This window comes from uncultured Microbulbifer sp. (assembly GCF_913055755.1).
Lineage (GTDB): Bacteria > Pseudomonadota > Gammaproteobacteria > Pseudomonadales > Cellvibrionaceae > Microbulbifer.
On record NZ_CAJXKH010000036.1, the window covers coordinates 17,469 to 33,993 of the forward strand.

Annotated in this window: 12 protein-coding genes; 5 read left to right on the forward strand and 7 right to left on the reverse strand. The window is 57.8% G+C overall.

Going from position 1 to position 16,525, the window contains the following annotated elements:
• Positions 1-68: 68 nt before the first annotated feature.
• From QZ511_RS08165 to QZ511_RS08175, 3 genes are all read right to left on the reverse strand, one after another.
• Positions 69-1,634 (reverse strand): amidohydrolase family protein, encoded by a 1,566-nt coding sequence (locus QZ511_RS08165; protein ID WP_295801501.1) that lies wholly within the window; start codon positions 1,632-1,634, stop codon positions 69-71.
• Between the two features lie 30 nt (positions 1,635-1,664).
• Positions 1,665-2,648 (reverse strand): N-acetyl-D-Glu racemase DgcA, encoded by a 984-nt coding sequence (gene dgcA / locus QZ511_RS08170; protein ID WP_295801502.1) that lies wholly within the window; start codon positions 2,646-2,648, stop codon positions 1,665-1,667.
• A gap of 93 nt (positions 2,649-2,741) precedes the next feature.
• On the reverse strand, positions 2,742-4,658 hold the full coding sequence (locus QZ511_RS08175) for a serine hydrolase (protein WP_295801504.1): 1,917 nt from the start codon (positions 4,656-4,658) through the stop codon (positions 2,742-2,744).
• A gap of 179 nt (positions 4,659-4,837) precedes the next feature.
• On the opposite strand from QZ511_RS08175, the gene QZ511_RS08180 reads away from it, so the two are divergent.
• From QZ511_RS08180 to QZ511_RS08190, 3 genes are all read left to right on the forward strand, one after another.
• Positions 4,838-5,899 (forward strand): AraC family transcriptional regulator, encoded by a 1,062-nt coding sequence (locus QZ511_RS08180; protein WP_295801506.1) that lies wholly within the window; start codon positions 4,838-4,840, stop codon positions 5,897-5,899.
• A 189-nt stretch (positions 5,900-6,088) separates the two neighbouring features.
• Positions 6,089-8,410, forward strand: a complete 2,322-nt coding sequence (locus tag QZ511_RS08185; RefSeq protein WP_295801508.1) for a TonB-dependent receptor — start codon at positions 6,089-6,091, stop codon at positions 8,408-8,410.
• 125 nt (positions 8,411-8,535) lie between these two features.
• A complete protein-coding gene (locus QZ511_RS08190) occupies positions 8,536-9,684 on the forward strand; it encodes a DUF819 family protein (RefSeq protein ID WP_295801510.1) in 1,149 nt (382 codons plus the stop codon).
• Between the two features lie 4 nt (positions 9,685-9,688).
• Here the strand turns inward: QZ511_RS08190 and QZ511_RS08195 are convergent, their stop codons facing one another.
• Entirely contained in the window at positions 9,689-10,648 is a 960-nt protein-coding gene (locus QZ511_RS08195; protein WP_295801512.1) for a DUF4862 family protein, read from the reverse strand.
• Between the two features lie 159 nt (positions 10,649-10,807).
• Between QZ511_RS08195 and QZ511_RS08200 the strand changes: the two genes are divergently transcribed.
• Complete coding sequence (locus QZ511_RS08200) at positions 10,808-10,984, forward strand: PLDc N-terminal domain-containing protein (protein WP_295801514.1); 177 nt, start codon at positions 10,808-10,810, stop codon at positions 10,982-10,984.
• A gap of 195 nt (positions 10,985-11,179) precedes the next feature.
• Here QZ511_RS08200 and QZ511_RS08205 read toward each other — a convergent pair whose 3' ends face one another.
• On the reverse strand, positions 11,180-12,046 hold the full coding sequence (locus QZ511_RS08205) for a MaoC/PaaZ C-terminal domain-containing protein (RefSeq protein WP_295801517.1): 867 nt from the start codon (positions 12,044-12,046) through the stop codon (positions 11,180-11,182).
• A gap of 188 nt (positions 12,047-12,234) precedes the next feature.
• Here QZ511_RS08205 and QZ511_RS08210 point away from each other — a divergent pair, with 188 nt between their 5' ends.
• On the forward strand, positions 12,235-13,323 hold the full coding sequence (locus QZ511_RS08210; RefSeq protein ID WP_295801519.1) for a GDSL-type esterase/lipase family protein: 1,089 nt from the start codon (positions 12,235-12,237) through the stop codon (positions 13,321-13,323).
• On the opposite strand, the gene QZ511_RS08215 is transcribed toward QZ511_RS08210, so the two are convergent.
• Both QZ511_RS08215 and QZ511_RS08220 read right to left on the reverse strand, forming a co-directional pair.
• Complete coding sequence (locus QZ511_RS08215; RefSeq protein WP_295801522.1) at positions 13,324-14,700, reverse strand: SLC13 family permease; 1,377 nt, start codon at positions 14,698-14,700, stop codon at positions 13,324-13,326.
• An 86-nt stretch (positions 14,701-14,786) separates the two neighbouring features.
• Complete coding sequence (locus tag QZ511_RS08220; RefSeq protein ID WP_295801523.1) at positions 14,787-16,118, reverse strand: hypothetical protein; 1,332 nt, start codon at positions 16,116-16,118, stop codon at positions 14,787-14,789.
• Positions 16,119-16,525: the final 407 nt, after the last annotated feature.

Genomic DNA, 16,525 nt, shown 5'->3' on the forward strand with positions numbered 1-16,525 from the left:
GAGCCTCCTGTAAGGGATTCAGCCAGTGATCAACAGCAGCTGCGCCATTCGGGCTCGCTTCAGTCATCTCAGAAATTCCTGATCGGCTTGCCCGGCATAGATTCGGGATCGAGCACGCCGTCATCCACCAGGATTTCACCGTTGACCAGCACATAGTCGAACCCCGCCGAAGTTCTCGCGGGCTTTGCGTAGGTTGCCCGGTCATCGATTGCCCCCAGGTCAAAAATCACGATGTCCGCATCCGCCCCCACCTGGATACGCCCCTTGTTGCGCATCTGAGGTACCGACTCTTGCAAGATGCTGGCCGGTCCGTAGCTCACCCGCTTTATCGCCTCCAGCAGCGAGAGCTGCCCGCTATCGCGGACATAATGGCTGATAAAGCGCGCGTAGGTACCGGCACTTCTGGGGTGGCTCCACGCATCGGCGGGCAGCGGCCAGGTATCCTGGGGGAGAGGATTGCCGTCCTGCAGCCAGTCGCCGCCATCGGTGGCAATAACGCCCTCGGGGAAAAGCACCGCCTGATCCAGCAGCGCCTGATCTTCCTCAACCGAGGTATCCAGCAGGTGCACCACAATGCCGGTTCCCGGTTCTTCCTTTTGCAAGCGGGCGAACTCCTGCTCATCCAGGCGTTTGCCGTTCCAGTCAAAGTTGTGTGCGGTAATGTTGCCAACCCGGGCGCGCCAGTTCTCTGCGCGGAACATGGCCGCACCGATATTGGTCGCACCGGCACCATAGGGGTATGCTTCGGTAGAAAGTTTGACTCCCGCGCGCTGGGCACTGGCGACCATCTTGCTGATGGGGCCTATGTCTCTCAGGCTGATGGAATTCATATGCACGATATGCGCCTGGGCCCCGGTACCCGCCGCAGCCGACACGATTTCCGACATGGCCTCGAACGAACTGTTGGGCTCGAGCATGGACAGGTAGCGGGCGTGGGTATAGGTGGGCACATTCCTTTCCGCGGCGAGGCCGGTCATGTGGAAATATTCCTTGCGCCCCGCACCCGGTGCATACCCCAGCAGGAAACCAATCCCGAGACCGCCCTCCTCCAGGCCCTGGTCGACCCGGGCGGAAATCCGCTTCAGTTGCTCAGGGGTTGCAATATTGTCCTGCCACCCCGGATTGGCGAAGTTCTGCTCGAACCAGTGTTTAGCGCCGGAAGCGGGTTCACCAATAAATTCCGCCATGCGCGCGCCGGCCCAGTTAACCGAGGCTCCGTAATTGATCGGACGTCCCTCGCGACCCAGACGCTGATACCAGTCGGCCACCGGCCACACCCCGGATTCAAGCTCCAGTGCGGTAGTGACACCATCCAGTGCCTGCACCCGGTTTGCGAGAATATTTTGCCCGTGGGCGTGCATATCGATAAAACCGGGACTCACTACCCGCCCTTTTGCATCGATAATCCGCGGTGCACTGATTGCGTCGCCCCCCACATAGACGATCTTGCCGTCGCGCACACCGACATTCAGCACCTTGTCGGTATTGCTGTCGGGGTCCACCACCCGGCCGCCGACAATAGCGATTTCCATTGCTGGCCGGGCCAGGGCTTCAGCCATTCCGGTAGTGACAGCGGCAACCCCGGCCAGCGTCCCGAACAAAACCTTGCGAAGATGTGCAGCTTCTATTTTCATGGTTTTCCGCTCCCCCCTTTTCTTCTTAAATCAGCCCCACAATTCGGCGCTAGGCTGTGAGAGTTTCCCCTGCTCACAAGCAATCGCGGGTTCACGATCTTTTGTCAGGTAAAAGGCTCCGTCCAGGTCGACGAACCTGCACAGCTGCGCCACCACATAGCCGGGAGCCATCGCCAGGGAGGTCCCGACCATATTGCCCACCATCACGTCGAGACCACGCTCTCTGGCCTTTTTCGCCAGTGCAAGGGCTTCCGTCAGTCCGCCGGTCTTGTCGAGCTTGATATTAATCACCTGGTAGCGGCGGGCGGCCTGCTCGAATTCACCGGTGTCCAGGCAGGATTCATCGGCGCACAGGGGGACAGGAGAGTGGTAATTCTCCAGCGCCTGGTCCCCACCCCGCGGAAGCGGCTGTTCGATCATACTGACCCCGAGTTCCTTGAACCTGGGCGCCAGATCCTGAAGCTGCTCGAAGGTCCAGCCCTGATTGACGTCGACAATAATCTCGGCATCCGGCCGCGCGGTGCGAATCGCGGTCATCCGTTCCAGCGGCATTTCGCCGTCCAGTTTTACCTTGATCTTTTTGCTGTCGATTTGCCGCGCCTTTTCCGCCATACCTTCCGGGGAGTCCAGCCCGACGGTAAAGAAGCTGTGGGTCTCAGCGGGATCAATGCCGGTAAGCTCCCAGATTTCCTTTTTCGCGAGCTTGGCTTCCAGGTCCCAGAGTGCGCAATCAATCGCGTTGCGCGCGCCGCCTGCTGGCAACAGGCCATAGAGTGCCTCCCGGTCCGCGCCATTTACCAGTGCATCCCTGACAGACTCTGCCTGCGCCAGAATACTGCTGCCGGTTTCGTCCAGGTAGTAGACACCGGAGGCTTCACCGCTGCCTGTCACTCCGTTCTCTGAAATACGGACATGCAAGATTTCTACCTTGGTAAATACATGGCCGGTAATTTTGAATGGAGACTCAAGTTCCCAGGACTCCACCGACATGCTGACTTCGCGTTTTCTATTCATGTGGTTACCTGTTTTTATTATTCGGTGAGCCACCCGGTGGCTCACCTTGGTACTTTGCTTTGTCTGCGCGGGCAGCGCCCGTTCGCCAACCCATTACAGGAAGTGATAGCCGAGCATGTTCCAGTAGTAGTAAAACCAGGCCATAAACAGCGCGCCCAAGGTTACCGCGGTGAAGCGAACACGTGGCATAACGCCCTTGAACAAGCCCTGCTGCCACACCGATACATTGCGGTAAACCAGGTAGCCAGTCAGCAGAGTGGCGACGATAGGCAGGATCAGCCAAAGCTTCAGTGACAGCGGCACACCCTCGAACAGGTTTTCCATCGCGGAGGACAGCACCACGATACCCACGACCAGAACCAGCAGGTGGGCGACCGCGGTATACACTGCAGCACGGGTAGCGGTTTTCTCCTCGGATGGCAATGTACGGACGGTGCGGCGCTGGTAGTAGCGGCGTAACAGGACCGCGATAAAGATCAGTACCGACACCCCCAGCAACAGGAAGTTGAAACTTGAGGTGGCATAAAACGGGAGCTTGCGCAGCGACATGAACGGGAGGCCGTCCATCACGAAGCCGGTGATTTCGCCCTGCTCGTTTTCCTGGAACGCCAACAGCTCCGGATTGATGCCGGCGGCCAGGGTGGTACTGGAATCCAGCGCGCGGAACAGATTGGTATCCACCTCCACGTATTGCTTGGTCTTGTCAGACATGCCTACCACCAGGGTATTTTCTCCGGTGGGAGCCACCTCAATGCCACCGCTCAACCCCAGCACTTTTTCAAAATTGGTGAAGTTGGAGCGCCAGAAGCCGTAGCTACCCGCATACTTGCCCGCACGCTCGGCAAAGTCCTGGGGAGCCGCGGGCACCGCGTCTTCTTCGCGGGGCAGGAACTCTTCATACAGGGTGGGCGCGAAAGCGGAGCGCGGTACACGGCCACCAGACCCGGAGAAGGAAACGAAATACACCAGGCCGTTGGCACGGTCGACTCCCAACTGGGAGTGAAACCACTGGGTATCGCCACCGTGGCCCCACACTTCCTGACCATTCAGGTCGTTGGCGTAGAACCCAAGCCCCATACCTAGCAGGCGGTCGTCGTGGGAGAACTGCTTGCTCAACATCAGGTCTACCGTTTCCTGTTTGAGGATGCGGTTTCCATCCAGCTCACCACCATTGAGAATGGCCTGGGCAAAGCGCAGCATATCGGTGCCGGTGGAAGACAGCCCGCCCGCAGGGCCGAAATTGCTCACCAGCTCAAATGGCTTCTCCACGTACTTACCCGCCTCAACCGCGTAGCTCTTGGCCATTTGCGATTTCAGGCTGTCAGGAAGCGGCTCTTCAAAGGTCGAGTTTTCCATACCCAGGGGCTGGAAAATATTCTGCTCGATATAGTCATTGAACGGCACTCCGGAGACGTTCTGCACAATCAACCCGGCCAGCGCGGTGGCATAGTTGGAATACGCAGTCTGCGCGCCCGGTGGGTTGACCCGAGCGAGCTGCAGGCGGGCCATGGCCTCTTCCAGTGGGAGGATATTTTCCGGGCTTTCCAGAATCAGGTAGGCGATTGCGCCATCCTCAAAGCCGGCGGTATGGGTGAAGATATGACGCAGGGTGATTGGCTCGTCAAAAGTATCCTTGATCTGGAAAGACTTCAGGTACGTATTCACGTCTGTATCCAGGTCCAGTTTGCCCTGCTCAACCTGCTGCATCACCGCAACCCAGGTAAACAACTTGGATACCGAACCGGGGCGGAACAGGGTTTTTGCCGGGTCGACCGCTACCCGGCTCTCGATATCCTGGTAGCCATAGCCCTTTGCCACCAACAGGTTTCCGTCTTTGGCAACCGCCACCACGCCAGAGGGGCTGTCATGATTCTGCATCAGGGGATTGACCAGCCCGTCAGCAAAGGCTTCTACCGTCGCGGGGTCATCCAGCGAAGCTGCGGATACGGTGCCGATAGAGAAAAGCAAAGCGGAAAACCAGCTGAGCAGTTGGAGCGTAACTCGTTTCATGGTGAAGGTTCCGGTTTGTACATTGGTGTTATTGTTCACTGATCATATCTTTGACGCCCACTTGTCTGTTAGGCCAAGACGCCAGCATAATGTGCAGATTCGGCAGACTGGAGTTATCGCCGGTAAACCTGCCTGCCGGTAGCCCCTTTACCGTTGCGAGAATGAGGCGTACCAGACAAATGCACTATGGAGACGAATACTATATCGAGGTGCCGCCGGGCCTCGAACTGGAGGATACCCCCAGCGCCCGCCTGGAGCAGTTATTCGTCGACGCGCAGAAACTGACCCACTTCAGCACCACCCCAGACCATCACGCCATACACGATTTCGCCCCGGATCGCTTCGATGGCCTGTTGAGTTACCGTATCAGCAAAGACCGTCTGATCGATATCAACGAGGTGGTCCCGCGTGCGCGACTGGTGGTTCGCAACGAAGTGGCCGATATCATTTCTTTCCAGTTCGTATCTACCGTGAGGCGTGCGGAATACCTGGGTGACCGCAAGCATGTCCACAACCTGGGCCCGGCACTGATCGTTTCGGTGATCCCTGCTCAGGAAATCACCTACCGCCTTCCCACACCCAATGTGCAGATTCGCCACGTAGTGGTCCACGCGACGCTTTCGAACCTGCTGGAACAGGTGGGGGAAGAACTCACCAACTATCCCGACTGGCTGCGGAAATGTATTTCCGGCACAGACAGCAAACCCCGACAACGGGTATTCTTCCTGGAAGATGTGCAACGGGACTCCATCTGGTCGTGCTTCCATATTCCCGTTTCCGGCACCCTGCTCAGGCACTGGATCTCGGCCAAATATGACGAACTGCTGTGTGTGGCCCTGCAGATCCTGAAGAGCAGTGGCAATCACGGGGAAACCCCGGTTGTCGACACGGACCTGCCCTACAGCAAGAAAATTCACCGCGCCCGCACCCTCCTCAGCATGGAATATGCAAATCCGCCGCCACTGCCAAAGCTCGCCCAGCAATTGGGCATTTCCGAAACGCGCCTGAAAAGCGGATTCAAGTCGATGTTCGGCACCACCATCATGCAGTACTGCATACATCAGCGGATTGAAGCGGCTAAGCTGCTACTGGCCGACAACCGGCTTTCCATTGCAGAGATCGGTACTATTGTCGGCTATGAGGATCACTCAGCCTTCTCCCGCGCATTTCGTCGGGGCTGCGGACAGACCCCAAAAGGCTGGCGACACGCTGCACAGGGGTTGGGCAACCCAGAGGCGTAAATTGGTGCACTGTGCAGATTCGCGGGAGCCCCTACCTGCAGCTACCGGATCTGCACAGCATTTGGCCGAATCGGACTAATGCCTTCAGAAAGTAACGGCTAAGATCGTTGCGGGAGGTACCCAGAAATGAGTGATTCCCCACAGGAACCACTCGCTATAAAAACACTATCCGGGGGGTCGCAGGCAAGCATGTCCAGTTCAATTTCGCCCAGTTCAATTTCATTTAAAGCCGCCAGCCTGTATACAGGTATCATACTGGCCAGCGGATTCGGCTACAGCTCATCACTAGCGGCTCAGGATTCTGCCGGCAAGGTCGTTGAAGAAGTCATCGTTACCGCGCAGAAGCGCGATCAGGCACTCTCGGAAATCCCGATGTCGGTCAGCGTGCTCGGGGGTGAAGAGCTTGAGCGCCAGCAGGCCACCAACTTCGAAGACCTGGTCAACAAAATTCCCGGCTTCAGCATTACCGGTAATACCGCGGGTATTTCCCGCATCACCCTGCGCGGGATCAATACCGGGGGCGTGGCCTCCACGGTGGCGGTATATCTCGACGACGTCCCGTTCGGCTCCAGTAGCGGGCTGGCCAACGGCTCCATTCTTGCGGGGGATTTCGACACCTTCGATATGGCACGGGTGGAAGTACTGCGCGGACCACAGGGCACACTGTACGGTGCCAGTTCCCTCGGCGGGGTACTCAAGTACGTGCCCAATGCACCTTCCACCGATGGTGTTGAGAGCCGCTTTCGCACGACTCTGGAAAGTGTGGAAGATGGAGATCTCGGTTACGCGACTACCGGTGTGATCAATTTGCCGCTCAGTGACCAGCTGGCAGTTCGAGCCAGCGGCTTTTATCGCGCGGACTCGGGCTATATCGATTCGATCGGCAACAACCCGATTCCGAGCATGACAGACCCGAACGTCAATATTCACGACGGGACCCAGGTAGAAGAAGACATTAACTCGGTGGATACCTACGGTGGTCGAATTGCGGCGCTGTACGAACCTTCGGATGCCTTCTCCCTCAACCTGATGGCGATGATGCAGAAGATTGAAACAGGTTCATCCAATATCATCGACGCCGACCCCGCCACCCTACAGCCACTGCACGACAGCCCCGTCAGATCCCGCTACCACGACGACTTCTCCAATATCGAATACCAGGTCTACAGCGCTACCGCAAACTGGAACTTCGACGCCGTCACCCTGGAATCCATTACCAGCTACGGCAACTTCGAGCAGAACTACCAGGACGATATGGCCGCGGCGGAACTGGTACCGGGGACTTACCTCTCCTCGCTGGTTACCTACCTGCTCGGGCGGGACCCGGAAACCATGCCCGTAAGCCTGGTGCAGGAACAGACCACTGCCACCGACAAGTTTACCCAGGAGCTGCGCCTGCTCTCGGCAGACAACGATACCTTCGAATGGATGACCGGTGTCTATTACACCAAAGAGGATTCCGGCATTGACCCGCAGGTGTTTACCGCACTGGACCCCAACACCGGTGCCGCAGCCACCGGCGTACCCCTGGTCGCCGACCTGGCCCTTCCCTCAACCTTCGAGGAAATGGCGGTGTTTGCCAACGGCACCTGGTATATCACCCCGGATTTTGAAGTCGATTTCGGCGCGCGCGCCAGCACAAACGAACAGGTTGCCTCCCAGGTCCAGGACGGCTTCCTGGTGGGTGGCCCACTCGAATACGACGATACCAAGTCTTCGGAAAGTCCGTTCACCTATTCGCTGTCGCCCCGCTACGAGTTCAGTAGCAACGCATCGGTCTACGCCCGCGTGGCCACCGGCTACCGTCCGGGTGGTCCCAACATCCTGCCACCCGGCGCACCCGAAGACACCCCAAGGACCTACGATTCCGACACCCTCACCAGCTACGAAGTCGGGCTGAAAACCAGCAGCGCGAACGGCATCTTCGCACTGGATGTGAGCGCATTCTACCTGGACTGGGAAGACATCCAGCTGTTTGCCGTGGTTAATAACTTCGGGGTCAACGGCAATGGCGGTACCGCAGTGAGCAAGGGCTTCGAGTTCACCGCCAGCCTGCTGCCGGCCGACGGCCTGAACCTGTCCCTAAATGGTGCCTATACCGACGCCTACCTGACGGCGGACACGGACCCGGTGGTGGGAGGCTTCAATGGGGACCCGCTGACCTTTGTACCGGAGTGGAGCTTTGGCCTGAACGGCAGTTACGAGTGGCAGGTCATGGCGGATGCCACCGCCTATGTCGGTGGTGATATCGGCTACACCGGCGATCGTCCCGCGGGCTTTTCCAATCGGGACACAGAGGGTAATCTGCGTATAGCGGATAGCTATACCACCGTGAACCTGCGCAGCGGCATCGACATGGGCCGCTGGAGCTTCGAGCTTTACGGCAAGAACCTGACTGACGAGATCGGCATTACCGCCATTGATGCGGAGGGCTCACTGCCAAACGGTGCCGTGGGCCTGGGCATGCTCCGCCCCCGGACCATCGGCCTTTCCGTGGGTGCGGACTTTTAAGTCAAGCCGATCCGCAACAGATGACCGGCTCCCTCGTCGCCAGTGACGAGGGAGCCGGCTCGAAGGATCCACAGAGTAAGCTGTGACCGATTGCTGCAAAAAATAACAATAAAGGATGTCGCACCGTGCCCTTGATTACTGCCGACCAGACTTTCGCCCTTTGCGCCGTGATCATGGCGATCATCTCTTTCGGAATGTGGGCGGAGAAAAAAAGCTGGGGACAGAAACTGGGGGGACCGCTGATTCTTCTGGCCACCTCCATGCTGGCAGCCAACTCCGGCATCATTCCCTTCAGCGCACCGGTTTATGACACTATTGCCTCGCTGCTGGTACCAATGGCCATTCCACTATTACTGCTGCGGGCGGATTTTAAAACCATTTTTGTCGAATCCGGCACCATGCTGGTGGCATTTATCATCGCCGCCACGGCAACCGCCATCGGTGCGGTGGTGGCCGCTTCCGTGCTGGATCTCGGGTTACAGGAGGCCCAAATTACCGGTACCATCGCCTCCAGCTATATCGGCGGCTCGCTGAACTTTGTCGCCACTGCGGAAGCGGTTGGTATCAAGGATTCATCGCTGTACGTCGCAGGCCTGTCCGCAGACGCCGCCGGAGCGGTATTTTTCCTGGTACTGCTGATGCTGTTGCCCACGCTGCAATATGTACGCAACGCACTGCCTTCCAAATACATCGACGCGCACGGCAGCAGTGCACAAGTGTCCGCCGAGGGTAAAGAAGTACCGGAACCCGCACCGTTCAGGCTGCAGACGGCGACCAATGGTCTCACCGTCAGCCTGGTCATCTGTGCGCTGTCCGCTGCCATCACTGCACTGCTGGATATCGGCGCCCTGTACATACTGGTGGTCACGGCGCTATCACTGATAGTCGCGAACTTTGCCAAACCCGTCGTCAGACAGGTTTCGTCAGAATTCGAGATTGGTTCGCTGTTCATGTATATCTTTTTTGTGGTGATCGGCGCGGGGGCAAACCTGAGCCAGGTACTCGGTGCAGCCCTGCCGATCGCGCTGTTGATCGTCGTTATGGTGCTGGTGCACTTCTGTATCCTGCTGTTTATCGGCAAGCTGATGAAACTCGACCTCGCCGAGGTCATCATTGCCTCCAACGCCTGCATCCTGGGCCCCGCCCCTGCCGCCGCCCTGGCCGCCAGCAAAGGCTGGCAGGCGCTGGTCGCCCCGGGCATTCTCGTCGGTCTTTTCGGCTACGCCATCGCGACATTCATTGGTGTGGCCATTGCAACGTTACTGGCCAGTTAATCGACTACCCCGCAACCCGGTCCAATATTGTCAGCGCACCCTTGATATAGGCCAGTCGCTCGGCGACGCCGAGGTTTTCCGGGCGCACGCCAATCTTGACTCCCAGCACACCCAACTGGCCTGTATCAGCCACTTCAAGACAACGCCGGAACTCGGACTCCGTGAGCAGGGAGCTGGGCTCGAAAGCCGGGATGTCAAAGGCCTGCGCAGGCGGCATATGAGTATCCCGCCACGCGCCGTAGGGCCCATCCTGGCCGGAAACACCGGAAAACATCAGGCCACGAAGCAAGCCCGCCGCGCGCGCGGCGTTCAGGTGCGCTACCGGCCCATCCACACCGCGCGCCTCCAGCGCAGAGCGCCCCCAATTGATACACAGGCCTATGTGGCTGGCAGCCGTGCGATTCACCCTGCTCAATGCGCTTATTTCAGCGTCGATTGACAGGAAACCCTTGTCGGCGCTCTGCCCCTCTACATACGCATCGCAGTGCTCCAGCATCAGCGCCGCGCCATCCCAATCCCAGGACGCCAGGGTTTCCAGCGAGGTGGACAGTGCCTCGGCACTGGCACAGCCCGAACTCACGCGCGGCGCGGCGTGGATAAATATCGCCTTGACCGCCTGGCGGCCGAGGTGGCGGTTCAGCTTGTGAATTGCCTGGCGGGCCTGCTGGTAGAAGTCCAGCGCTGCCTGCCGGCCGGTCTCCACAGTCGAAGCAATACCGAAGCTGGCATCACCGCCCAGCCGTTGCATGACACCCGGAATGCCCGTGAAAACAAAGTCCCACGCCGGATCAACAGTGGATAGAAACCAGTCGTCATCGTCCGGGTGCAAGGTTCCGGTAAACGGGTGCTCGAGCCCGCGGACATTTTGCATTGCCTTGAGGCCATTCAGGTATTCCGTTTGAATGGTGGGGTCCCAGGTCTCGGTGACCGGGGCTGTGGCATAAGCGCCAACAAAATAACCCATAGCTCTCTTTCCTGTTCCGGTTCGCGTAGTTACTGCCCCGCAGGGCACATTCAACAAAAGCCCATTTTCCGCCACATAAATGTCACCCAAATATGCGAGCAACGGAATTGAACGCCTATCTTGAAGGGAGTGCAATCAAATTGAAAAGGAAAAAATGACATGGAAGGGCTACTGGGCCTGTTGATTCTCATCGCAGATATCTACGCCATCATCAAGATCCTGCAGAGTTCTGCCACCGGGTTAAAGAAACTGCTCTGGATAATCATTATTCTGGTATTGCCTGTTATCGGCCTGATCATCTGGTTCTTTGCCGGCCCCGGCGGGAAAGGCCGCTGACGTAAAACTGGCCAAAGGGGAAGGGATACCCCGGGTAAAATCCAATATCTCCGAGGTACCGCAACCAACATTCATTGCTTCCCCGGTGGAATCGAGGCTCATGGCTTTGCGCAGGGGCTGTACCCGCAACCGGCGGTCCCCAACATCGAAGACACTGCACATGTGCTATCCCGCCTGCTTCCCGTATCAGTGAGCTCACACCGCCTCAAGAGTGCCGGTAAGATGCACGCGCCGGCCTCCCCCGGTCGTTACGCGGAATTCATTACCCGCGCGCTCAAAGCGGGCTTTTGCCGGTAACAAAAGCGGACGCTTGAACTCGGCACTGATGGAGAAGCGACCGTCCAGAGGTGCGCCGGCGGTAATCGCCTGTAGCTCCGCCAGACATCGCGCCTTGGTCCACATGCCGTGGGCAATGGCGCGAGGAAATCCGAACAGCTTGGCAGTGAACGCGTAGAGGTGGATGGGATTGCGGTCGCCGGATACCCCTGCATAGCGGCGGCCGGTATCAGCGGGTACCGGCCACTGCGAGATTGTCTCCGGCGTGAATTCTGTCGCTTTTTCCGCTCGTTTGCGCGGCTTTCTTTGACTCGTCCTGTCCCGCCGCAACATAGTGCAGACACTCTCCCAGACCACTGTTCCCTGCACCGTAACCTGTGTGTGCAAATCAAATTCCCAACCGCGATTCGCCTCGCGCGGGCCAGACAGCGTACAGTGAAAGTCCAGCAGCTCATCGGCAGTGATAGGGCGATACTGGGTTATCTGATTGCTCACATGGACAATACCGAGCACCCGAAACGGGAAGGCATCTGAAGCCAGCAGGGAGAGCTGCAACGGCATGCCGAGCACAAACGGGTATGAGGTCGGGATATACCCATCGTCAGAAAATCCGCAGGTGCGACGGTAATTCGCCAGGCGCACCGGATCACACTGCACCTTGTTGAGCCTGGCCTCTCCCAGAAGCCCCTGAGACGAATCAATCTTCCCCTTCTTGCGCGCAGTCAAGACGCGCCAGTAGAGGGACAGACTGGATGGGGCCGAGTTCAGCTCTATGTTGATTGACATCTGGGTTGAGTCCGTAACAAATAATCGGATATGAGGGGATGATACCTTGCCGGGGGATTACGGCACAGGCCGGAGCCATTTCAACCGGATCATAGTGAATGTTAAATGACGTACAGTCACTCTTTACGGGACCGATACCCTGGCATTACCCTAGATTGCAATAATAGGCGGCAAAAACAACAATCAATATGACAGCTCTATCCCGACTTTTCTTTTCGCTCCCGTTTCTCGCGCTACTGAGCGTGACTGTCAGTGCCGCAGAGTTCATCCCTGCCGATGCGCCGGAACTGCTGTACACAGGGCGTATCGATTTCCAGAACCCCAAGGCCCCGCGTCTATCCTGGCCCGGAAGCAGCATCAAAGCCAATTTCAGCGGTCCGGCGCTGAGCGTGATGCTGGACGACGAAAAAGGGGAAAATTTTTACAGCGTAATCGTCGATGGGGATAGCGCTCACCCCTACGTTCTACAAACCAATCCGGGTGAGCACAGCTATGAAATTTCCCGCGCATTACCGCCGGGCACCCACTCACTGGAAATTTACAAGCGTACCGAGGGAGAAGAAGGTAGCAGTGCATTCAAGGGGCTCGCCCTTGCAGATGGCGCAGAGCTGTTACCTCCGCCCGCGCGCCCCAGCCGCCGCATGGAGATATACGGTGACTCGATCAGCTGCGGTATGGGCAATGAAGGCGCAGATAACGGCCCGGATCACCTTGCTGCGGACAAGAACAACTACTGGGCTTATGGCAGCGTCGCCGCACGGGCGCTCGACGCTGAAGTGCACACTATCTGCAAAAGTGGCATTGGCATAATGGTCAGCTGGTTTCCGTTCACCATGCCCGCATATTACGATCAACTGAGTGCCGTGGGTGACAATGACAGCAAGTGGAATTTCGGCCGGTGGACGCCGGATGTGGTTGTGGTAAACCTGTTCCAGAACGACAGCTGGCTTATCGACCGGGAAAAGCGCTTGCAGCCCGCTCCCGATACCTCGCAGCGGGTACAGGCCTATGTCGATTTTGTGCGCAAAATACGCGCACAATACCCGGAAGCCTTTATCGTGTGTGCACTGGGCAGCATGGACGCAACGTCCAGTGAAAAGTGGCCGGGCTATGTCCGGCAGGCTGTCACCGACATGCGCGAAACCTATCGGGACGACAAGCTGGCTACAGTATTTTTTGACTATACCGGTTACGGCCAGCACCCGAGGGTCGCCCAGCACATTGCCAATGGCAACAAGCTTGCGGCTTTTATTCGGCAAAAACTGGGCTGGGACTGACTACACCAACATCAGCCAACTCATCCCCGCAATAATCAGCGAGGCGAGTACACTCAGCACGGCACCCTCCCGCACCATTTCCTGAATCTGAATTTTGCCGGTACCGTATGCAATGGCATTCGGTGCCGTTGCCACCGGCAACATGAAGGCACAGCTCGCGCACATTGCAGCCGGGATCATCAAGACCATGGGATCGAAACCGGCGGTTGTCGCCACGACAGCCAGTATCGGCATCAGGAGCGTTGCCGTGGCGGTATTGCTGGTGATCTCGGTAAGAAAGGTTACCGACAGGCAGAGCAGTACCAGCATCAGCCACAGCGGCATATTGGTAAGGAACGCCAGCGCCTCCCCCATCATGTCACTGAGTCCGGACGCGACAAACCCTTTTGCAATCGCAATGCCACCGGCAAACAACAGCAGCATGCCCCAGGGGATACTCTCTGCTGCCGACCAGTCCAACAGGCGCCCACCCTTGCCATTGGGCACCAGGAACATCAATACCACCGCACCAACGGCCACGGTGCTATCCCCGGCCCCCTCCACGCCGAACAACGCGCTCCAGCCCCCAAACGGCTCGTTGCGGGTCACCCAGAACAGGATTGCGATCCCGAAAACAGCTAGTGTGCGGATTTCCTCTGATCGCCATTCGCCGACCCTCGGACGCTCGATCTCCTTCTCCAGCTGTACATTCCGGGTCAGCCACAATGCCATCACCGGCAGCGTAATCAGCACTATCGGCAGACCGATGGTCATCCAGTTCAGAAAACTGAATTCGCGACCGGTCACTTCCTCGTAGATACCCATAAAAATGACATTGGGCGGGGTCCCCAGGGGGCTGCCGACACCGCCCAGGCTCGCTGCGTAGGCTATCCCCAGGATCAGTGCAATCGTGAGAGAGCGGTTGTCTACGTGGGAAAGAATTGCCAGCGCAATCGGAAGCATCATTAAAGTGGTAGCGGTATTCGAGATCCACATGGAGAGCAGACCAGCGGCGAGCATAAACCCGAGGACCAACCGACGGCCGCTGGACACACCGACGGCCTTCAGCATGTACAGTGCCAGCCGCTCGTGGGCACCACTTTTTTCCAGGGCTTTTGACAGCATAAATGCGCCCATAAGCAGGAGAATCACATGGCTCCCCAGGGCTGACGCAACAATCTTGTGGTCTGTTACTCCAAACAAAGGCAACAGGACAAAGGGAACCAGCGAGGTGGCAGGTATCGGCAGTGCTTCTGTAATCCACCAGATCACTGTGAGAAATGTGATCGCAGCCGTAACAGCCGGCAAATACGGCATGCGGATGAATGTCAGCAGTGCGTAAAATGCTATGGCCAGAATCGGGCCAAGCACAATAAAGCTCTGTCGTTCCAGACTCATTATTTTCTATCCCCCTGGCGCCTTCCATTCAGCGCCTATCGTCGGGTAATTCCGGTAACGCCAAATACCCTGGTAATTTTCGCGTTTCAGGCTCCTGTATCCACCGGCTCGCGCCGATCAAGACCTGCCCACTGGGTAACGCGATGCCGCAGCAGAATATTTTGCTCCCCCCACTCACGCAGCAACTCACCATCTTCTCCGCGGCCGTTTACACGCCAGCAGATTACCTCCGCGTTGATACCCTCCGCGCAGCGGCTGAAGCGTACGGTGACAAAATTGTTCTGTGAGGCCGGCGTGCCGCTTCCCGGACGGGCCTCGCCACAGGCGATATAACGGACTGGCGCCGCAATATTGTCCGTTGGTCGGTCGGGAAACACCTGCGGCTCGAGTTCCGGCATGGCCGGCGCACTCGACAGCCCGGACAGGGGTGAAGACACTACCTCTGTCAGGGTTTTCCCGTTGAGCTCCACTTGCGCCAGGCGGTTGTAGTGCACATCTCCCGCCACAATCAGCACATCCTGGGTTGTCGCATTCAGTGCGCTAACCAGGTCACGATACTGACCGGTATCTGCAAGGCTGTGATCGCCCCAACCAATATCCACGCGCCATGCTCCCTCGCGGCTGCCCGGCTTGAACTGCCAGTTGGCAACCAGTGGTGCCGGCAAAATCAGTACTCCGGGACACGCCAGTGATTCCAGCCAGCTTTCGCAGGCGTTCAGGGCCTCCGCGCTGGCAAAGGGTGCATCCCGACCTTTACCGCGATACAAGCGGGTATCCAGGGTGAAAAAACTCACCTCGTCGCCAACGGAAAACTGCCGATAGGTCACCCTATCCGGCAGCTGGTACGCATGGAACAGGTCGCGAGCAACACGACTCCAGACCCGTCGCAACTTGTTTGACCATAAAGCCGGCAGGAAACCCGGTGTATTCGGGTAATCATTCCAGAACTCGTGGTCTCCCGCCAAGAAATAGGTCGCCCCCTGCTGCAAAACAGGCCGCAATCCGCCGCACCAGGCTGTGCGATAAGCCCGCGAAAAGAGCGTCTGCAGGCGGGCGCGGATGAATCGGACGGGCATAAGCCCCAGCAGTGAGAAGAGCTTCAGGCTATACCCGGGCTTATAGGACCAGCTTTGATCGGTGAATGCCATGTCCAGATACACCTGGTCGCCACCAAGCACCGTCATATCGGGCTTTTGCACGTCGGGAAGACTGCTGAAAGCACTCGCTAGCGCACCCTTGTCTGCAGGCTCATAGAAGCAGGTTCCGTACCACAACGTAAATGGCTCACTCAGATTATCCGGCCTGGCCCGAAACTCCGCGCGCTGCAACAGGGCTTCCCCACCCTCGACCAACTGTACCAATTGCAGCTGGTAGCGCTCTCCCGGGAGAACCGGAATACTCAGCGTGCTATAGATCAAGCCAGGCACTTTATGCAGGAATTGCACCGGAATACTGTGCCAATCAGCTTCCACAGACTGACGGTATCGAAGGTGTACGGCAGGCGGGTCCGGGTCATACGAGGCCACCCATATCGAAATACGTTCGCCGCCCTGAAAATGATGCGGTACTAGTAGGAATTGGGAACTGAATACCGAATCCTGCACAGCGGCTTCGCCGCTGGCCCCGATACTGCCATCCATAGTAGCGGCTCCCTGTGCCTGTTTTTATTTTGTATAGGGCTAATTTATCCATCTGTCAGGCATAAAAAAAGCCCTGACCGCAAAGCGATCAGGGCTTTTGAAATAAAACCTGACGATGACCTACTCTCACATGGGGAAACCCCACACTACCATCGGCGATGTTGCGTTTCACTTCTGAGTTCGGC